This is a genomic window from Bacillus capparidis (genome assembly GCF_017832095.1).
Classification (GTDB): Bacteria; Bacillota; Bacilli; order Bacillales; family Bacillaceae; genus Bacillus; species Bacillus gobiensis.
In genome coordinates this window covers 707,457-725,973 of sequence record NZ_JAFDST010000002.1, presented here as the reverse complement: position 1 = coordinate 725,973, position 18,517 = coordinate 707,457, and the positions used below count along the sequence as shown (strand labels likewise).

Annotated in this window: 20 protein-coding genes; 14 read left to right on the top strand and 6 right to left on the bottom strand. The window is 42.3% G+C overall.

Annotation, left to right across the window (positions count from 1 at the left end; translation table 11 throughout):
- Positions 1-48: 48 nt before the first annotated feature.
- The 6 genes from murA (at position 49) to JOC74_RS10665 (ending at position 5,925) form a co-directional block, all read left to right on the top strand.
- Positions 49-1,338, top strand: coding sequence for a UDP-N-acetylglucosamine 1-carboxyvinyltransferase (gene murA / locus JOC74_RS10690; RefSeq protein WP_053604567.1), 1,290 nt, complete (start codon positions 49-51; stop codon positions 1,336-1,338).
- 34 nt (positions 1,339-1,372) lie between these two features.
- The gene (gene glpX / locus JOC74_RS10685; RefSeq protein ID WP_053604566.1) at positions 1,373-2,338 is read left to right on the top strand and encodes a class II fructose-bisphosphatase; all 966 of its coding nucleotides are present in this window, start codon (positions 1,373-1,375) and stop codon (positions 2,336-2,338) included.
- 414 nt (positions 2,339-2,752) lie between these two features.
- Positions 2,753-4,039: a transcription termination factor Rho gene (gene rho / locus JOC74_RS10680; RefSeq protein WP_053604565.1), complete on the top strand. Its 1,287-nt coding sequence runs from the start codon at positions 2,753-2,755 to the stop codon at positions 4,037-4,039.
- Between the two features lie 123 nt (positions 4,040-4,162).
- Positions 4,163-4,363, top strand: a complete 201-nt coding sequence (gene rpmE, locus JOC74_RS10675) for a 50S ribosomal protein L31 (RefSeq protein ID WP_053604564.1) — start codon at positions 4,163-4,165, stop codon at positions 4,361-4,363.
- A gap of 233 nt (positions 4,364-4,596) precedes the next feature.
- A complete protein-coding gene (locus tag JOC74_RS10670) occupies positions 4,597-5,166 on the top strand; it encodes a thymidine kinase (protein WP_053604563.1) in 570 nt (189 codons plus the stop codon).
- A 207-nt stretch (positions 5,167-5,373) separates the two neighbouring features.
- Positions 5,374-5,925: a GNAT family N-acetyltransferase gene (locus JOC74_RS10665; RefSeq protein WP_053604562.1), complete on the top strand. Its 552-nt coding sequence runs from the start codon at positions 5,374-5,376 to the stop codon at positions 5,923-5,925.
- A 249-nt stretch (positions 5,926-6,174) separates the two neighbouring features.
- On the opposite strand, the gene JOC74_RS10660 is transcribed toward JOC74_RS10665, so the two are convergent.
- Genes JOC74_RS10660 through JOC74_RS10650 form a run of 3 tightly spaced genes read right to left on the bottom strand, consistent with a single transcriptional unit; the run spans position 6,175 to position 8,334 of the window.
- Entirely contained in the window at positions 6,175-6,900 is a 726-nt protein-coding gene (locus JOC74_RS10660) for a DUF899 domain-containing protein (RefSeq protein ID WP_053604561.1), read from the bottom strand.
- Between the two features lie 47 nt (positions 6,901-6,947).
- On the bottom strand, positions 6,948-7,412 hold the full coding sequence (locus JOC74_RS10655) for a DinB family protein (RefSeq protein WP_053604560.1): 465 nt from the start codon (positions 7,410-7,412) through the stop codon (positions 6,948-6,950).
- Between the two features lie 58 nt (positions 7,413-7,470).
- The gene (locus JOC74_RS10650) at positions 7,471-8,334 is read right to left on the bottom strand and encodes an alpha/beta fold hydrolase (protein WP_211086144.1); all 864 of its coding nucleotides are present in this window, start codon (positions 8,332-8,334) and stop codon (positions 7,471-7,473) included.
- A 442-nt stretch (positions 8,335-8,776) separates the two neighbouring features.
- Between JOC74_RS10650 and JOC74_RS10645 the strand changes: the two genes are divergently transcribed.
- Both JOC74_RS10645 and JOC74_RS10640 read left to right on the top strand, forming a co-directional pair.
- Positions 8,777-10,474 (top strand): NAD-dependent malic enzyme, encoded by a 1,698-nt coding sequence (locus tag JOC74_RS10645; RefSeq protein ID WP_053604559.1) that lies wholly within the window; start codon positions 8,777-8,779, stop codon positions 10,472-10,474.
- 43 nt (positions 10,475-10,517) lie between these two features.
- Complete coding sequence (locus JOC74_RS10640; RefSeq protein WP_053604558.1) at positions 10,518-11,465, top strand: AEC family transporter; 948 nt, start codon at positions 10,518-10,520, stop codon at positions 11,463-11,465.
- Between the two features lie 58 nt (positions 11,466-11,523).
- On the opposite strand, the gene racA is transcribed toward JOC74_RS10640, so the two are convergent.
- Both racA and JOC74_RS10630 read right to left on the bottom strand, forming a co-directional pair.
- Positions 11,524-12,084 (bottom strand): chromosome-anchoring protein RacA, encoded by a 561-nt coding sequence (gene racA, locus JOC74_RS10635; protein WP_053604557.1) that lies wholly within the window; start codon positions 12,082-12,084, stop codon positions 11,524-11,526.
- Positions 12,085-12,218: 134 nt separating this feature from the next.
- Positions 12,219-12,602: a VOC family protein gene (locus JOC74_RS10630; protein ID WP_053604556.1), complete on the bottom strand. Its 384-nt coding sequence runs from the start codon at positions 12,600-12,602 to the stop codon at positions 12,219-12,221.
- 161 nt (positions 12,603-12,763) lie between these two features.
- Here JOC74_RS10630 and prfA point away from each other — a divergent pair, with 161 nt between their 5' ends.
- A complete protein-coding gene (prfA, locus tag JOC74_RS10625) occupies positions 12,764-13,834 on the top strand; it encodes a peptide chain release factor 1 (protein ID WP_053604555.1) in 1,071 nt (356 codons plus the stop codon).
- Positions 13,835-14,713: a peptide chain release factor N(5)-glutamine methyltransferase gene (prmC, locus tag JOC74_RS10620; protein WP_053604554.1), complete on the top strand. Its 879-nt coding sequence runs from the start codon at positions 13,835-13,837 to the stop codon at positions 14,711-14,713.
- A 179-nt stretch (positions 14,714-14,892) separates the two neighbouring features.
- Here the strand turns inward: prmC and JOC74_RS10615 are convergent, their stop codons facing one another.
- Positions 14,893-15,108 carry a hypothetical protein gene (locus tag JOC74_RS10615; protein ID WP_053604553.1) on the bottom strand — a complete coding sequence of 72 codons (216 nt, stop codon included), beginning with the start codon at positions 15,106-15,108 and terminating at the stop codon, positions 14,893-14,895.
- A gap of 343 nt (positions 15,109-15,451) precedes the next feature.
- Between JOC74_RS10615 and spoIIR the strand changes: the two genes are divergently transcribed.
- The 4 genes from spoIIR (at position 15,452) to JOC74_RS10595 (ending at position 18,491) form a co-directional block, all read left to right on the top strand.
- Positions 15,452-16,105, top strand: a complete 654-nt coding sequence (spoIIR, locus tag JOC74_RS10610) for a stage II sporulation protein R (RefSeq protein WP_053604552.1) — start codon at positions 15,452-15,454, stop codon at positions 16,103-16,105.
- Positions 16,106-16,174: 69 nt separating this feature from the next.
- Positions 16,175-16,627: a GNAT family N-acetyltransferase gene (locus JOC74_RS10605; RefSeq protein WP_053604551.1), complete on the top strand. Its 453-nt coding sequence runs from the start codon at positions 16,175-16,177 to the stop codon at positions 16,625-16,627.
- A 179-nt stretch (positions 16,628-16,806) separates the two neighbouring features.
- On the top strand, positions 16,807-17,850 hold the full coding sequence (locus JOC74_RS10600; protein ID WP_053604550.1) for an L-threonylcarbamoyladenylate synthase: 1,044 nt from the start codon (positions 16,807-16,809) through the stop codon (positions 17,848-17,850).
- A gap of 80 nt (positions 17,851-17,930) precedes the next feature.
- Positions 17,931-18,491: a manganese efflux pump MntP gene (locus tag JOC74_RS10595; RefSeq protein ID WP_053604549.1), complete on the top strand. Its 561-nt coding sequence runs from the start codon at positions 17,931-17,933 to the stop codon at positions 18,489-18,491.
- Positions 18,492-18,517 lie beyond the last annotated feature (26 nt).

Genomic DNA, 18,517 nt, shown 5'->3' with positions numbered 1-18,517 from the left:
AGAAATTCTACTCTTTAAAAAGTGACCTCTTCAGAAAGGGAGACGATTATGGAAAAGTTAAACATTGCAGGGGGCGAGCCTTTAAGAGGGTCTGTCCATATAAGCGGAGCGAAAAATAGCGCTGTTGCCCTTATTCCTGCAACGATTCTAGCGGATTCAACAGTCACCATTGAAGGTCTTCCGAAAATTTCCGATATTTTCATTTTGCGTGATTTGCTTCGGGAAATAGGAGGAAATGTCCATTTGGAAAAAGGAGAAATGGTCGTAGACCCAACTCCGATGATTAGTATGCCGTTGCCAAATGGAAAAGTAAAAAAACTGCGGGCATCCTATTACTTAATGGGAGCGATGCTAGGGCGGTTCAAAAAAGCCGTCATTGGTCTTCCTGGAGGCTGCCATCTTGGACCTCGTCCGATCGATCAGCACATTAAGGGCTTTGAAGCACTCGGTGCAGAAGTCACCAATGAGCAAGGGGCGATCTATCTAAGAGCCGAGAAGCTGGTAGGGGCCCGGATTTATCTCGATGTCGTCAGTGTAGGTGCAACGATTAATATCATGCTTGCAGCTGTCATGGCAGAAGGAAAAACGATCATTGAAAACGCAGCAAAAGAGCCTGAAATTATTGATGTTGCAACACTTTTAGCGAATATGGGAGCAAAAATTAAAGGTGCCGGGACAGACGTCATAAGGATTGAGGGAGTAAAATCTCTTCATGGCTGCCGACACGCGATTATTCCTGATAGGATTGAAGCGGGTACTTTTATGATTGCCGGCGCAGCGATGGGCAAAGAGGTTCTCATTGATAATGTGATTCCAACACACTTGGAATCACTCATTGCCAAGATTCGTGAAATGGGGATTCGAATCGAGACGAGCAATGATCAGGTCCTGGTAATTGGAGGGCAAAAGGAAATCAAGCCTGTCGATATAAAGACACTCGTTTATCCGGGCTTTCCGACTGACCTTCAACAGCCGATGACGGCTCTGCTCACAAAGGCCAGAGGCACAAGCGTCGTCACGGATACCGTCTACTCCGCACGTTTTAAGCATGTTGACGAGTTAAGGAGAATGGGCTCCGACATCAAAGTGGAAGGTAGATCAGCAATCATTACCGGCACAAAGAGCTTGCAAAGTGCAAAGGTAAAGGCAAGCGACCTCAGGGCCGGAGCGTGCCTTGTTGTCGCAGGCCTTATCGCAGACGGCGTAACCGAAATCACTGGCCTTGAGCATATCGACAGAGGCTACAGCAATTTGGAGGAGAAGCTGACCAGACTTGGCGCTGCCGTTTGGAGAGAGAAACTTTCTCAAGAGGAAATAGAACAGCTGCAAAATTCGTAGCATCAAAAAAAGCAAACAAAGGGGAACGATAACAATGGAGAGAAGTTTATCAATGGAATTGGTACGTGTGACGGAAGCTGCTGCTTTAGCTTCTGCGAGATGGATGGGGCGCGGAAAAAAAGATGAAGCTGATGATGCAGCAACAAGTGCAATGAGAGATGTATTTGATACCATTCCAATGAAAGGGACAGTCGTTATTGGCGAAGGGGAAATGGACGAGGCGCCAATGCTTTATATCGGGGAAAAGCTTGGAAACGGGTACGGCCCCCGTCTGGATGTAGCGGTAGACCCTCTTGAAGGGACCAATATTGTTGCCAGCGGCGGCTGGAATGCCCTTGCGGTAATTGCCGTTGCTGACCATGGAAATCTGCTGAATGCACCGGATATGTATATGGATAAGATTGCTGTAGGTCCGGAAGCCGTAGGTCTCATTGATATTGAAGCGCCTGTGATTGATAATTTAAAGGCAGTTGCGAAAGCAAAAAATAAGGATATTGAAGATGTCGTAGCAACGATTTTATATCGTGAGCGTCATGAAAAGATTATTTCTGAGCTTAGAGAGGCCGGCGCCAGAATAAAGCTGATCAACGACGGTGATGTCGCTGGCGCCATTAACACCGCTTTTGACCATACCGGCGTTGACATCTTGTTTGGCTCTGGCGGAGCGCCTGAAGGAGTATTGTCAGCCGTTGCCTTAAAGGCTCTCGGAGGAGAAATTCAAGGCAAGCTCCTGCCGCAAAGCGAGGAAGAACTAAAAAGATGTGCAGCAATGGGCATCGATGTTAACAGAGTCCTTCGGATGGAAGACCTGGTTAAAGGTGATGACGCCATTTTTGCAGGAACCGGCGTTACTGACGGAGAGCTGCTTAAAGGTGTGCAATTTAAAGGAAGCGTTGGAACAACTCACAGTGTAGTTATGCGTGCAAAATCAGGTACCGTCCGTTTTGTAGACGGCCAGCACAGCCTGAAGAAAAAACCCAACCTCGTAATTCGTCCATAATCGAAAGGATTTTCTTCATCAAAAGAAAAAGCGGGACCATCCTGCTTTTTCTTTTAACAAGCAAAAGACATCTCTATCATTTTGATGTCAAAAAGGAATTACGCTTGAATATTCTTTTAAAATAGGGTAAAACTAAGAGGTACTGCTATTTTCTGCGTATCCTGCTTCTTTTTAGTCAGGGCAAATCTATTTTCCCTGCCGCAAAACTTTTATGTCTTCACATGAACCAGCCCGGAATTTTTCATTCCCTTCAGTCTATACACTCAGTATTTAAATCCTATTGCCTTAATCCCTTTAAGGACAGACGTGTAATGTAAGAAGAAGCTGATTTATCTTGTGATATATTTCAATAATGCAAATGGTTTATGAAAGTAGAAAGCGTACACATTATGATTAGAAAAGTGTGGTGTTCTTATGAAAGTTGTATCTATTTCAACTTTAGAAAATATGAAATTAAAAGAGCTGTATGAATTGGCGAGACATTATAAAATCTCCTATTACAGCAAACTGACAAAAAAAGAACTGATTTTTGCTATCCTAAAGGCAAATGCAGAGCAGGAAGACTTGCTCTTTATGGAAGGCGTACTGGAAATTATCCAATCAGAAGGCTTCGGTTTCCTCCGCCCGATTAACTATTCACCAAGCTCAGAGGATATCTACATTTCTGCTTCGCAAATCCGTCGTTTTGACTTAAGAAATGGGGACAAGGTCTCCGGAAAAGTACGTCCGCCGAAAGAAAATGAACGGTACTACGGTTTGCTTCACGTGGAAGCTGTCAATGGCGATGATCCTGAAACTGCGAAAGAACGTGTTCACTTCCCGGCTCTGACCCCTCTATATCCAGATAGACAAATGAATCTGGAGACGAAGCCTCATGGGCTGTCAACGAGAATAATGGACATTATTTCTCCTGTTGGTTTTGGGCAGCGCGGACTGATTGTTGCTCCGCCAAAAGCCGGAAAAACGATGTTGCTAAAAGAAATTGCAAACAGCATAACAACCAATCAGCCGGAAGCTGAGCTTATTGTTCTGTTAATTGATGAGAGACCTGAGGAGGTAACGGATATTGAGCGTTCCGTCGATGGTGATGTCGTAAGCTCTACCTTTGATGAGGTTCCGGAAAACCATATTAAAGTGGCAGAGCTTGTTTTAGAGCGCGCCATGAGGCTTGTGGAGCATAAAAAGGACGTTATCATCCTAATGGACAGCATTACCCGGCTTGCCCGTGCATATAATCTCGTCATTCCTCCGAGCGGCAGAACTCTTTCCGGAGGGATTGACCCCGCGGCCTTCCACAGACCAAAACGCTTTTTTGGAGCTGCGAGAAATATCGAAGAAGGCGGCAGCTTAACCATTCTAGCTACAGCTTTAGTCGATACGGGTTCACGTATGGATGATGTGATTTATGAAGAATTTAAGGGAACGGGAAATATGGAGCTTCATTTGGATCGTGCTCTAGCGGAAAGAAGAATATTCCCGGCAATCGACATCAGAAGATCTGGTACTCGAAAAGAAGAACTTCTTGTGCCGAAAGAGCATCTTGACCGCCTTTGGGCTTTACGGAAAACGATGTCCGATTCTCCGGATTTTGCCGAGAAATTTATGAGGAAAATAAAGAAAACCAAAACCAATCAGGAATTTTACGATTTGTTGACTCAAGAGTGGAAGCAGGCAAATATGACTCCTGCTACAAGAAGATAATAATGTATTGAAATTATCTTCTGATTCTGATAAGATGACTTTATGTGCTTTCCGAATGATATTGATTTTGGAAAAGTAACTCTGTTTCCGGAAAGGATTCAGGGCGGAAGGAGATGACTATCTATGAAAACGGGAATCCATCCTAATTTCAATAGAGCGACTGTGAAATGTGCTTGTGGAAACGAATTTGAAACAGGTTCAGTAAAAAACGAGGTGCGCGTTGAGGTTTGTTCTGAATGCCATCCATTCTATACTGGCCGTCAAAAATTTGCTTCTGCTGATGGTCGCGTTGATCGTTTCAATAAAAAATACGGACTTAAGTAATTTTTGGATATTAAAAGTAGGCAAGCATTGTTCTTGCCTGCTTTTTTTGTCGTTAGACCTTATAAGGATCAAGCCCTGTCCTTTTAATCTTATCCTCGTTTTTCATAAAATAGTGCTATGAAATGGGAAAAATAGGAGAATATATAGGGGGATATTCATTCTTTTGTTTTATTACCTCTATGATTCCATTTATAATGAATATGGAACCAAAAAAGAATTGCAAGGAGTAATATATGGCACAGTTATTTTTTAAATACGGGGCAATGAACAGCGGAAAATCGATCGAAATATTAAAAGTAGCACATAATTATGAAGAGCAAAATAAAACCGTATTAATTTTTACATCCGGAATCGATACAAGAGACAAGATCGGTTACGTCTCTAGCCGGATCGGATTTAGTAGAGAAGCGATCCCGATTTTTGACGAGACCAATATTTATAATATCGTCCAGGAATACGAGCCAAAGCCGCATTGCGTACTCGTAGATGAGGTGCAATTTCTTAGAAAAGAACATGTGTTGGAATTGGCGAAAATTGTAGATGAACTAAATATCCCTGTGATGGGCTTTGGTTTAAAAAATGATTTTCAAAATGAACTGTTCGAAGGAAGCAAGTATTTATTACTATACGCGGACAAGATTGAAGAAATGAAAACCATTTGCTGGTTTTGCGAACGAAAGGCTATTATGAATTTACGGGTTGATAATGGAAAGCCTGTATACACCGGTGACCAAATCCAAATCGGAGGGCATGAATCCTATTACCCTGTATGCCGCAAATGCCATGCTAATCCGCCATTATAATCAAGACATCTGAAGCTTTTTTCAGGTGTTTTTTTTCGAAAACACCGTCGATTTCGAGAGCATTAACCCGATAAATAGAATCCGTTGATTGTAATAAATTTTTTATATTTAATTTGAGTTCAATTAAAGGTTAATCATTTAAAACAAAGTTCGATTATTGAAAATAAAGATTGATGAAAATAACCCCTGATATAGGGAGGATTTCTTATGATATATGATAATCAAAATAAAACAATTACCACTAAACGGCTGATACTAAGACTGTTTCAAAAATCTGATGCAGGAGCTGTTACTAAACTTTGTAATAATTATAACCTTTATAAAAATACATTGTATCTACCTTATCCATACTCTATAGAGGATGCTTTTTCGTGGATTGAACATCATCTTGGTAATTTTAATGCAAATAAATTATATGAATTTGCTATAACGGATAAGGAAAGTGGAGAATTATATGGAGCTATAGCGCTATCTAATAACCAAAAATTTAATAATGGTGAAATAGCCTATTGGATTGGTGAAGATTTTTGGGGAAATGGATATGCTACAGAGGCAGCGCAAGCTATATTACAATTTGCATTTGATGAAAAGCAATACCATAAAGTATTTGCTCGTTACTTTGATTCAAATCCTGCTTCAGGGAGAGTTTTGCAAAAATTAGGCATGAAAAAAGAAGGGATATTAATTGACCATGTGAAGAAAGAAAATCGATATGAAGATCTAATATATTGTGGAATTATTAACCCGATAGGATTATAGTTCTTATAAAGGAACAACTCCTAATTCGCATCAATTATCTAGCAAATAATAAACAAGCAATATTGGGATATTCCATGATTTACAATTCATTTCGGTTCTGTTTTCGAGTGCAAGGGTAGATTTTACATAAAAGAAAAAGGGAATACGCACAACGAAAACCGTCTTAAGCTTGCTTAAGACGGTAAGGGGAGACATAATCATAAAGCAATATTTTATTATACGATGTTACTGTGATTGAGCGCTTATAATTTATTCTCTATCGGAATTGCAACAGGAGTCCGAGCTTTTTGAGTGATCATATTCATCGTGGAGGCGCCACCATTTATAGGGCGGGGTTTGCGGCCATCCCTCAGGTGAATCTTCCCAACCCTCCTGCCGGCCGAGTGCTGTCAGATCGAGGTATTGGAAGTTAGGGTTCAGCCATTCGGTGCCGTCTAAGGTATAGTAGGTACGGAAGATGCTGTCGCCATCACGGAGAAAAACGCTCAAACCCGGCACCTCGCCATTATCTGTAGTTTTCTCGAAATCATAGTTAAAGTCGCTGCCAAACGAGGAGAACCACGGTACGGTCCAGCCCATGCGCGCCTTGAACGGCTCAATCTTGGACAGCGGCGCACGGGAAACGAGGACCAAGGAGGTGTCGCGGGCGTACAAATGAGCAAGATGGCCGATTCCGTCGACCAGCATTGAACAGCCAACGCAACCCTTGTCCCAGCTTGGGTCGAACATATAGTGGTAGACGATGAGTTGGCGTCGTCCTTCGAATAGTTCAAGCAAGCTCTTTGTGCCGTCCGGGCCCTCGAAGATGTAATCCTTGTCGTTCTGGACCATTGGAAGCCTGCGGCGTTCTGCGGCCAACGCGTGCAATTCATGGGTGAGTTCCTTCTCCTTGACATGCAGCTTTTCGAGAGCATCATGCCATTCTTCCTGTGACACAATTTTCGGCTGTTGAGCAATTTTTTCATTATTTTTCATATAGATCCTGCTCCTTTCTGTTTCTTAAAAATTTGCTTTTGTAAGTTCTATAATCCAGAGTGTTCAATGACACGCTTCATCTCTTCAATTTTCCCTATATGAATCGCCTCATGAACGATCACAAAACCTGTTATTTCTCCAAACGTTTTATGTCCGAGAAAAGGTGTTTCGAATGCATCATTTAATCGCTCAGAAGGAAGCTGTTGAAGGTGAACCGGCTGATCCTTCAACTTTGTGATTAGCTCGTCTAAACTGGGTGCTTCCGCTTTCCAATCAGTTGGCTGAGTACCAGTGGCAAATAATTCGACATAGTGTGCTGGAAGATGGATGGTATTGTCGGAGATACCGAACATTAATTGGTCTGTAACGGTTAATACATGCCCGATATGCCATTGAATCGTGTTGTTAAAACCGTCTGGCTGCACTTTTGCTTTTTCCTGCGAGACTGATTCTGCTGCTTCAATCAACCAACCTCTTGTCATTTCAAATTGTTTGAACAATAGATGGTTCATGTTCTATCTCTCCTTTTCCTCTGTCGTTCTCCTAGTGCGTCATTTTCTTCTTTGATTGTCAATCTGTGTGCTGTAAAATCGCTGGAATGACAATATCCCAGACTGTTTTTGGCAGCTCGTGTCCAATCTGTTCTAAAGTAATTAATTTGGCACCTGGAATCTCCTTCTCAAGGGCGAGTGCGTTGCCATAGGGAAAAAAGGGATCCTCCGTACCGTGAACCACAAGAGTCGGGGCAGTCACCTCTCCGAGTCGCTCCCTCCAACGATCCCCCTTTTTAATCAAAGGCGGGTTTTTCATGCTCGACGCAATATTGACGGTACGGTCAAAGATGCGATCTGCGAGACTATGTTTGGTTGTTTTGTCGAAGAACTGTGAATTGGAAAGAGCATGTCCAAAATTGACAATGTAATCGATTACTTCAGATCGATTAGACCAGTCGGGATCCGCCATTCCCCTGAGCTTTGCCATGAACTTATTCGAGTGTTCCGGAAGGTCGGGGTCATTGGCTCCGTGAGCAGTAGGTCTTGTTGAGATCAAGGTGAGTGATGCAACCCGATCGGGATAATCAAGTGTTGCAAGCTGGCTGATCCATCCGCCTATTGCAAAACCTACGAAATGGGCTTTGGCCAGACCAAAATGGTCAAGCAGGCCTACAGCATCTGCTGCCAAATCACGGAGGCTGTACCGGGGATCCCCCGGCTCGTAGTTGACTGATCGCCCGAAGTCGCGGAGATCGTAGCGAATAACGAAACGGGAGCTTTCCGCGAGGCGCTCGCAGAAATCGTTGTCCCACCAGTGCATTGAGCAGGACAACGGGGCGCCGCTGATAAGTAGAATCGCCGGGTCTTTAGGACTTCCGAATGTCTCGGCACAAAGTTCCACCCCATTTGCTTGGACCATCTTTTCGTGGTTTTTTGTCACTGAATTCTCCTCCTTAGTTTAGCTGCCGGAATTTTTAGTCATTTAATCTACTGTTCATATTGTAAGTTTACTATATTTACAAGTTTAGAATTTCTTCTCGATTGCTGTTTATGGACTTAAAAGATTGATGTACTTTTTCATAAATTTAAGGACAAAATATTCTTAACATGCAAAAACGTATTCAGGTCCTTATTACTATATATTGCTTTTAGAACTAATCTTTCTGTCATGAAAATCTGCCATTTTTACTAAACATCTGATTCTAATGTATGTTTTTTTTAACTAAAAAAATTGAGTAATTTGATGAATAATTAATCTAATTAAATAATATTGTTTTATGCTAAAGGCAGGCATACAATGGACAAGAATTATCCTGCATGTAAATAAAGGTTGTAATCGGATTCATTTAGGCGCTTGCCGATTTCGAAGAAAGGAGTTAATAATGAACAACATCGTAAAAACAAAGGAAGGGTACTATAAAACTGCTCTACGAGGTAAAGACGTATTATCAATTCCGAGGTTAAATAAAGGTGTGGCATTTACGTTGGAAGAACGTGAAGAGCTAGGACTTGAAGGTCTGCTGCCTCCTAAAGTGCTTACACTCGAACAGCAGGTTGAACGGGCTTATGAGCAATTTTCTACACAGCCTGACCGGCTTCGCCAAAATGTGTACTTAAACGATTTGCAAAATAGAAATGAAGTTTTGTTCTATAAACTGCTTAAAAATCACCTGAAAGAAATGCTTCCTGTTGTCTATACGCCGACCGTCGGTGAAGCGATCCAGGAATACAGCCATGAATATCGCCGTCCGCACGGTATTTATCTTTCAATAGATGACATAGACGGAATTGAAAAGGCATTTGAAAATTTACACGCGACTGCCGGTGATATCGATCTGATCGTGACGACGGATTCAGAAAGTATTTTAGGTATCGGAGATTGGGGAGTAGGCGGTATTAATATTGCGGTAGGAAAGCTGGCGGTCTATACAGCTGCAGCTGGAATCGATCCCGGCCGAGTAATCCCTGTTGTTCTTGATGTAGGAACAAACAATCAAAAATTAGTGAACGATCCGCTTTATATCGGAAACAAGCATCCGCGAGAGACCGGAGAAAAATATGATGAGTTTATTGATGCCTACGTGAAAGCAGCCACTAAATTTTTCCCATCAGCTCTTTTACATTGGGAGGATTTCGGCAACTTTAATGCGCGTAATATTATGAAGAAATACAATCATAAATTGCCAACATTTAATGATGATATCCAAGGAACCGGAGCTGTCACACTTGCTGCGGTATTATCTGCGGTTAAGAAATTAAATACCAGCTTGAAAGACCAGCGAGTTGTTATTTTTGGCCCTGGGTCTGCGGGCATCGGAATTGCAGATCAGATCCGTGATGCGATATCGCTTGATGGCATAACAAAAGAAGAAGCGGAGAAAAAATTCTGGGCAGTTGATTATCGCGGCCTTCTTATTGAAGGAATGGAAGATATACGTGATTTTCAAAAGCCGTATTTGCGTGCAAAAGATGAAGTTGAATCATGGGCAAAGAATGAAAAAGGCGAGATCTCTCTTTATGAAGTGATCAAACAAGTGAAACCAACGATTCTAATTGGTACATCTGGAGTGGCTGGAGCATTTTCTGAAGAAATTGTCAAAGAAATGGCTGCTCACACGGAACATCCGATCATTCTTCCTATGTCGAATCCGACGAATCTTGCCGAAGCGGTTCCAAGTAATTTGCTTGAATGGACCGACGGAAAAGCATTGATTGCCACTGGAAGTCCTTTCGATCCAGTTGAATACAAAGGCGTAACATACGAAATCGGACAGTCAAATAATGCGTTTGTTTTTCCTGGACTTGGCCTCGGAACGATCGTTTCCAAAGCACAAGTGATGAGTGATGCGATGTTTGCAGCTGCAGCAAATGCGGTGGCGAATATGACAAATACAGAGAGCAATGAAGCCGGATTGCTTCCGAAGGTTGATGAATTGCAAAAAGTATCGATTCAAGTCGCCGTTGATGTTGTTAAGGCTGCGGTCGATGAAGGAATAGCAAGAGTCGTCCCTGAAAATATAGAAGAAACAGTTAAAGCTGCGATGTGGGAGCCGGCGTACCGGTCTATCATTGGAAATTAATATTAATATAGAAAATTTAAGTTAGTCTACAGGAGGGATAACGATGAACTTTTTTTCCATACTTATCCTTTTAGCACCTATATTTTTTGTTATCCTCTTGGGATGGTTTGCGGGCCGTTATGGCGGATATGATGGGAAATCTTCAAAAGGAATCAGTTCTTTTGTTACAAAATATGCACTTCCTGCACACTTTTTAGCAAGTACGCTTGCGACACCAAAGGACGAATTCAAAGCGGAGATCCCTCTGATGGTAACGCTGGTTTTGGGGATCATCGGTTTTTACATTATCGTATTATTGGTCGTTCGTTACGTATTTTCATATCAATTGACTGGAGCGTCCATGTTCTCGCTAAACTCAGCCCAGCCAACTTTTGCGTTTATGGGGATTTCTGTATTAGGAAGCTTATATGGAGCAGGTGAGGTGGCCATTCCGATTGCCATTACGGGAATCGTTGTTAATGCTTTGCTTGATCCTTTATCAATTATAATTGGCACGATAGGAGAAAAAGCCGCTGATCGTACCGAAGGGCTTGGAAAGGTGACCCTAAAAGCGATTTTACATGGTTTATCAGTTCCGCTTGCGTGGGCGCCTCTTCTTGGCACATTGCTGGTATTTCTGGGATTTAAAGCTCCTGATCTGATCGGAAATATGCTGGATATGATCGGCACCACCACTTCTGGAGTCGCGTTGTTTGCGGTAGGGGTTACAGTGGGAATTAAGAAAATAAAATTTAGCTTTCCGGCATTTAGCATTGCTTTCTTAAAAACAGTTGTACAGCCGATATTTACATTTGGTATTGCTTTGCTTATAGGACTTACGGCAGATGAAGTAACGAAGTCAGTTCTGCTCGTAGCCTTTCCGGGTTCAGCAGTTGCAGTCATGATTTCTACTCAGTTTAAAAGCCAAGAAGCCGAAACAGCATCAGCTTTTGTGATTAGTGCAATCCTGTCATTAATTACATTGCCCATACTTATTTCACTTCTTGTATAACGAAAGAAAGAACCTTTATCGTGTGATAAGGGTTCTTTTTCTCATTTATATTCGATCATTATGAAAACGAGAATAAGGATTTCAGCCGTTTTTTTGGTTTTTGATTCTCGATAGAAGCGGCCATTTCAGTGGCAGCTAGCTTCTCATTCGATTTTTGCAGCTGTTCCTCCATATCAACAAGCTTTGATTGAAGGTCTTCGAGTTCTCTTCGATGCTGCAGGAGCTGATAGGAAACAACATCATCGGCTTTTTGGGTCAGCTTTTTTTCAAGATTGGAGATGATTTTCCCCATATGCTCCATTTCCGCATTGGCTCTTTGGCTGAGGTTCTCAAGCTTTTGTTCTAAAGCAATGATGTATTCCTTCTGTCCATGGTCAAATCCCGTTCTTTCTGTCCAAACAAAAGCCTTTTTGTGGTTTTCGCTTTTACTGGCAACTTCATGCATGGATGCGCCGTTTTTTAATTGGTCTTTAATTTTTTTTAGCGCCTCAACATCTTCATTGGTAAATTCATAATGGCCATATTCGTTCCGAGATGCAGGGAAATCGAGCTGTTTAACCCACCGCTGTACCGTTTTTGTAGAAACCCCGAGTTCACTTGCGACGACAGTTGTGTTCATTTTCCATACCTCCCTTTTTCAGAAGGTATTCTACTTGCTAAAGAGAGTATCCTTTCTGTTAGACAAAACAAGAAGTAATTCGGCAAAGAAAGTGCTGCTTCAATTAGATACGAGCCAAATGTCGATTCTTGTGATCAGCCTTCATAAAGCTCAAGGGGAAGCCCGTCTGGATCGCTAAAGAAGGTAAAAGCTTTTTCTGTATAGGGATCAATCCGAATCGGTTCGGTTTGAATGCCTTTTTTGTTCAAGTGTTCAACTGCTTGATGAATGTTGTCGACCTTGAATGCCAGATGGCGAAGACCGGCTGCTTCCGGACGTGACGGCCTTGACGGTGGAGAAGGGAAGGAGAAGAGCTCGATTGCATAATCCCCATTTAGCGAAAGGTCGAGCTTATAGGAATCTCTTTCTTCCCTGTAGACCTCGGCGATAATTTCGAATCCGAGTATATCCGTATAAAAAGATTTTGACTTTTCATAATCAGTGCAAATAACAGCGATGTGGTGGATAGCTTGCAGCATAAGAAAAAACTCCTTTTATATAGATTTTTTTCGCTCAGTTTAATCTTATCAAATTCGCTTTGCTGTGAAACGTGAAAATTGGACTGTATTTGCTTTTGACGGCATGCGTTCACTGTACTATAATTAAAATGTTATGCGTATATAAAACAGAGGTGAAGTCTGTGTTAGATCGGCTAAAATCAATTGAAGATCGCTATGAAGAATTAAATAAGCTGTTAAGTGACCCAGAAGTCATCAGCGATTCAAATAAGCTTAGAGAATATTCAAAAGAACAATCCGATATTCAAGAAACTGTTGAAGTATATAGAAGGTATCGAACGATAACGGAAGAATTGCAAGATGCAAAGGCGATGCTCGAAGAAAAGCTGGATGCCGACATGCGTGAGATGGTTAAAGAAGAAGTGTCAGAGCTTCAGGCTGAGGAAGAACAATTGGCTGAGCGATTAAAAATTTTGCTCATTCCAAAAGATCCGAACGATGACAAAAACGTAATTATGGAAATCAGGGGCGCTGCCGGCGGAGAAGAAGCGGCGTTGTTTGCTGGAAACCTGTATCGTATGTACAGCCGCTATGCTGAAATTCAAGGCTGGAAAACTGAAGTGATGGAAGCAAGCGTCACAGGTACCGGCGGATACAAAGAAATTATTTTCATGATCAACGGAAATGGTGCTTACTCAAAGATGAAGTACGAAAATGGAGCCCACAGAGTTCAGCGTGTTCCGGAAACAGAATCCGGCGGAAGAATCCATACATCTACCGCGACTGTAGCCTGCCTTCCTGAAGCAGAGGAAGTTGAGGTCGATATTCATGAGAAGGATATCCGTGTCGATACATTTGCATCAAGCGGTCCTGGAGGCCAAAGCGTAAATACGACGATGTCAGCTGTACGATTGACTCACCTTCCAACAGGTGTCGTAGTGTCCTGTCAGGACGAAAAATCGCAAATCAAAAACAAAGAAAAAGCAATGAAGGTTCTTCGTGCTAGAATTTATGATAAATTTCAGCAGGAAGCTCAAGCGGAATATGACCAAAATAGAAAGTCAGCGGTTGGTACAGGTGACCGCTCCGAGCGTATTCGCACCTATAATTATCCGCAAAACCGGGTAACAGATCATCGCATCGGCTTAACGATTCAAAAGCTGGACCAAATCATGGAAGGAAAGCTTGATGAATTTATTGATGCATTGATTGTTGAAGACCAATCAAGCAAGCTTCAAAGGGCTGAAAACTAAATGAACACCGTATTTGAGGCCCTTAAATGGGCTTCTTCTTGTTTGAAAGAAGCAGGAAGAGACGAAAATGCAGCAGAAATCCTGCTGCTTCATGAATTAAACACGGACAGGAGCCGGCTGCTGGCAAGCCTGCATGACTCAATTTCTAATCTGCAGCTGGATCGGTTTAGCTCAATGGTTAAAAGACATGCAGAAGGTATTCCAGTGCAGTATATAACTGGAAAGGAATATTTTTACGGACGCGAATTTGTCGTAAACGAAGATGTCTTAATTCCACGTCCGGAAACGGAAGAGGTCGTTTTGTTCGCACTGTCGAAAATCGAAACGGTTTTTCCGGGTGAAAAAGGACTGCGGGCAGTTGATGTCGGGACAGGAAGCGGAGCGATTGCGATTACGATGGCATTGGAAAACTGCGAACTTTTCGTAACAGCCACCGATATTGCACAAGCTTCTTTGAAGGTAGCCTCTGAAAATGCCAAACGGCTTGGAGCCAAGGTCGAATTCGTTTGCGGAGATTTGCTCAAGCCGCTTGTCCAAGCGAATCAGAAAGCGGATATCATTGTCTCCAACCCTCCCTATATTTCGCTGGAGGAACTAGATACCCTTTCTGAAACGGTCCGACTCCATGAGCCGGTACGAGCTTTAACTGATGGTTCGGACGGGTTAGGCTTTTATAAACGCTTCATGGAGGAATTGCCCAATGTCTTGGCTGATCGCTGCATCGTTGTATTTGAAATCGGGCACACTCAGGGCGAGGCCGTCCGATCGCTTTTATTGAATGCATTTCCGCAAGCGGAAGTCCAGGTGAAACAAGATATCAATGGAAAAGACCGAATAGTCTATGCGGTTATCGCAAAGGAGGAAGCAGTGCCTAGCTGATGGCGCTTCTTCTTTTATTTGGTCTCGTATATCATTGGGAGAATTGTAATGATAGCTCAGGTAAACAAATATTGAAAGACTACTTGATGGATTTTGGAAGATGTTCTACTCTATTTCCAACCTCGAGGATCTTGAATTAGGACTTCCTTTAAATAACATTAGCGATTTTGTTATTTGACTTAATTTTTATTACAGCTGAAAGAATAGCTATGTGTAAGAGGGTTATGAAGTATTAATTCTACCTCTCCATTAGTTTCGTAACATTTAGTAGTTAATAACTCTATTTCTTTATTATTGAATGCACTCGCAGAAAAAGTTAATAAAGAAGAAACAAGAAGAATTGTTGCAAAAATAATGGATATTCCCGCAACGTGCTTGTTTTTCATCAGGGTCATTTTACAGTCTCCTTTTATTTTAACGATCATTTATATAAATTAATTATACCAATAAAATACAGTCAACAAAAGCGCGTGTATGGAGGTGACGATCGGATTTCAGGATTGTCAGTTTCATATACACATGAACATGGGCTGCGCTGATTCCTCTTCAAACATGGAGCCCTGCCTTGCTTAATAAGGCATAACTTCAACCTTCCTCACGTTTACATCCATTTCTTTATATGAGATTCGTATGAAAGTATTAAGAAAAAATAAGAATAATAGATTCTATTTGTTTAAACCGGATTTTCTCTGTCCATACTATTCATAGATATCGGGGGAGAGGAACGGTGAGTAAAAAATGAAAAAATCATTTTTAGCATATATCTATATTTACTGTTTGCTAATCGGAGCGATCGCCAGTTTATATAAAGAGGAAACGGCTCAATCGACCAGCGGTGAAACCAAAGTCATTCCTGATGAAGCGATAAGGCTTCGCATATTGGCGAACAGCGATGCTGAAGAGGATCAGGAACTTAAGCGAAAAATCAGAGATGAAGTGAAGGGCGAAATTACATCCTGGGTACAGGATTTAACGTCTGTTGAAGAAGCGAGAAACGTCATCCGCTCAAGGGTTCCTGAGCTTGAAGAAGTGGCAGAACAAGTGATGGATCAGGAAGGAATGAGTCAAAAGATTTCGGTCGAATTCAATAAAGTTGCATTTCCGACAAAGCTTTACGGGAACTTCGTCTATCCGGCAGGCGACTACGAAGCGGTATTAATTACTCTCGGAGAAGGGCAGGGAGCGAACTGGTGGTGTGTCCTGTTTCCGCCTCTATGCTTTCTCGATTTTTCAAATGGAGAGGCTGTCCAGGAGCCGGAAGAAGAAGAGTCTAATGAGAGTATTGAAGAGAAAGAAGAATTAAGCTCTCTTACTGAGGAAAATTCAGAAGATGAAGAAGAACCTAAGGTCAAATTCTTTTTAGTTGAATGGTTTGAAGGTCTTTTTTCTTAAATGAACGGGCATATACCTGCACATACCCTCATAAATTGAAGTAAGGAGATAAACTATAGGGGTGACAGTGTGTACTATCAAATGAGGGTGGCGGAGAAGTCGGACGAGCAGGCAATTATTCAGTTTTTACAAGAGGCGAATGTAGGGCATGAAGGGGTTGGAACTCAAGGCAGCAAATTTATTATTCTCGAAGAAAACAATAAAAAAATTGCAGCGTGTTTAGGGTTGGAAGAGTTAGGGGATAGTCGGGGTATATTGCGATCATTGGTTGTTTCCGACAAGCTGAACCAGGGGCATATTGTTTCGCTTTTTCAAAGCATGCAGTTACTTTGCGACCATGAAAGGATTCGGACCTTGTACTTGGTTGCCAACCAACAGGCCTCGTTCGAATTTTTAGATGTGATGGGGTTCAAAAAAACAAAAAACATTCCCCAAGCCATCCACCATTCAGAGCATGCAGCAGAAGCGCTGAAATCCAAAGGAGCGGAACTTATGGTGAAAGAAATGAGGGATTGTGGATAACGGTTTTTTTTCAACATCTTATTCACAAACATATCCACTGGCAAACAAGTGTTATCCACAATATGTGGACAACACTTGTTTTTCTGTTATTCTTGACTTATACTTTCTACAGTAATTTTTGCGGAAAATGCTTATATAACTAGGAGTATTTTAAAAGATTTAGAGGAGTTTTGGATAAAATGAAAACGATGCAATGGACTGTGGATGCAAAAAAGGATTTATCCACAAATTATTCACAGATTTCACAGGCTGCGCAGCTATTGCAAAAAAATGAGGTAGTTGCCTTTCCGACAGAAACGGTTTACGGCCTCGGTGCTAATGCAATGAGTACGGAAGCGGTCATGAAAATATATGAAGCGAAAGGGCGTCCGAGTGATAACCCGCTTATTGTCCATATCTCGAAAATAGAGGATCTCGAGCGATTCACAGAAAATATTCAACCATACGCAGAAGAACTTATCAAAAGCTTTTGGCCGGGTCCGCTGACAATTGTGGTCCCTTGCAAGCAGGGGAAGCTATCAACAAAGGTGACTGCCGGGCTTGATACAGTAGCAGTCCGAATGCCGAGTCATCCCGTTGCGATGGAAATCATTAAACAAAGCGGTCTGCCGATTGCCGCTCCAAGCGCGAATTTGTCAGGAAAACCGAGTCCGACAAAGGCTGTTCATGTATTGAATGATCTGGATGGAAAAATTGCCGGGATTATTGATGGCGGACCAACTGGAGTGGGGCTTGAATCAACGGTTGTTTCTTGTATCGGCGAAGCACCTGTGATTTTAAGACCCGGTGGAATCACGAAAGAGGAGCTGGAGAGAGTAGCAGGTCCGGTGCGAATGGATGAGGCGTTAACGGATGAAAGAAAGGCGCCGATCTCTCCAGGGATGAAGTATAGGCACTATGCTCCGGTAGCTCCGCTAACAATTGTTGATGGAAGACCGGAGCAAATACAAGAGCTTGCTGACCGGTATAGGCAGGAAGGTCTGAGAGTAGGAATATTAACAACAAAGGAGCGGGAATCTGTATATAATGCTTCTTCGGTTAAGTCATGCGGCAGCCGGAGCAAGCTGGATACCGTAGCCTATAGTTTATATGATACGCTTCGAAGCTTTGATGATGATGAGCTTGATATCCTTTTAGCCGAAAGCTTTCCGGATGAAGGGGTTGGAAAAGCGATTATGAATCGGCTTCTTAAAGCAGCAGGAAATAAAATGCTCCAGCTTTAGGTTTAGCCTCGGGGAGTAAGTTCTATCTCTTCTTGGACATGCATAAGCTATCGTTACAGGTGTGTCCAAGGAGGTTACGGATGAACATTGACTTCTTGATGGGGGAAATACTTACATTATGTATAGTGGCGTTTGCGCTTGGAATGGACGCCTTCTCAATTGGTCTTGGAATGGGAATGGTTAAATTGCGGCTCCAGCAAATTTTTCGAATCGGAGTAGTCATCGGCCTGTTTCATATTATAATGCCGCTGCTTGGCATGGCTGCCGGGTATTTTTTGTCAGGAGTTCTAGGTGAAGTGGCTGTATATATAGGCGGAGCGTTGCTTGCGATTCTAGGTGTTCAGATGATCTATGCCTCACTAAAAAAAGACGAGGCTCCCTTCGTTACTCCTACCGGATATGGATTGCTCCTTTTTGCCATTAGTGTAAGCTTGGACAGCTTTTCTGTTGGTCTCAGCTTGGGGATCTATGGAACAAAGCCGCTGTTAACGATTTTGATGTTTGGCTTATTTAGTATGGTACTGACATGGTTTGGGCTGTTGATCGGTAAAAAGGTTCAGGAACATTTTGGTACATATAGTGAAGCCCTTGGAGGAGCCATATTGCTTGGTTTTGGATTAAAATTATTATTGCCTATCTAAACGCAGCGAATCATAGGATTGGCTGC

Excerpts from the sequence above, each read along its gene's own strand:
- murA (WP_053604567.1), top strand. The coding sequence starts at position 49 with ATGGAAAAGTTAAACATTGCAGGGGGCGAGCCTTTAAGAGGGTCTGTC.
- glpX (WP_053604566.1), top strand. The coding sequence starts at position 1,373 with ATGGAGAGAAGTTTATCAATGGAATTGGTACGTGTGACGGAAGCTGCT.
- rho (WP_053604565.1), top strand. The coding sequence starts at position 2,753 with ATGAAAGTTGTATCTATTTCAACTTTAGAAAATATGAAATTAAAAGAG.
- rpmE (WP_053604564.1), top strand. The coding sequence starts at position 4,163 with ATGAAAACGGGAATCCATCCTAATTTCAATAGAGCGACTGTGAAATGT.
- JOC74_RS10670 (WP_053604563.1), top strand. The coding sequence starts at position 4,597 with ATGGCACAGTTATTTTTTAAATACGGGGCAATGAACAGCGGAAAATCG.
- JOC74_RS10665 (WP_053604562.1), top strand. The coding sequence starts at position 5,374 with ATGATATATGATAATCAAAATAAAACAATTACCACTAAACGGCTGATA.
- JOC74_RS10660 (WP_053604561.1), bottom strand. The coding sequence starts at position 6,900 with ATGAAAAATAATGAAAAAATTGCTCAACAGCCGAAAATTGTGTCACAG.
- JOC74_RS10655 (WP_053604560.1), bottom strand. The coding sequence starts at position 7,412 with ATGAACCATCTATTGTTCAAACAATTTGAAATGACAAGAGGTTGGTTG.
- JOC74_RS10645 (WP_053604559.1), top strand. The coding sequence starts at position 8,777 with ATGAACAACATCGTAAAAACAAAGGAAGGGTACTATAAAACTGCTCTA.
- JOC74_RS10640 (WP_053604558.1), top strand. The coding sequence starts at position 10,518 with ATGAACTTTTTTTCCATACTTATCCTTTTAGCACCTATATTTTTTGTT.
- racA (WP_053604557.1), bottom strand. The coding sequence starts at position 12,084 with ATGAACACAACTGTCGTCGCAAGTGAACTCGGGGTTTCTACAAAAACG.
- JOC74_RS10630 (WP_053604556.1), bottom strand. The coding sequence starts at position 12,602 with ATGCTGCAAGCTATCCACCACATCGCTGTTATTTGCACTGATTATGAA.
- prmC (WP_053604554.1), top strand. The coding sequence starts at position 13,835 with ATGAACACCGTATTTGAGGCCCTTAAATGGGCTTCTTCTTGTTTGAAA.
- JOC74_RS10615 (WP_053604553.1), bottom strand. The coding sequence starts at position 15,108 with ATGACCCTGATGAAAAACAAGCACGTTGCGGGAATATCCATTATTTTT.
- spoIIR (WP_053604552.1), top strand. The coding sequence starts at position 15,452 with ATGAAAAAATCATTTTTAGCATATATCTATATTTACTGTTTGCTAATC.
- JOC74_RS10600 (WP_053604550.1), top strand. The coding sequence starts at position 16,807 with ATGAAAACGATGCAATGGACTGTGGATGCAAAAAAGGATTTATCCACA.
- JOC74_RS10595 (WP_053604549.1), top strand. The coding sequence starts at position 17,931 with ATGAACATTGACTTCTTGATGGGGGAAATACTTACATTATGTATAGTG.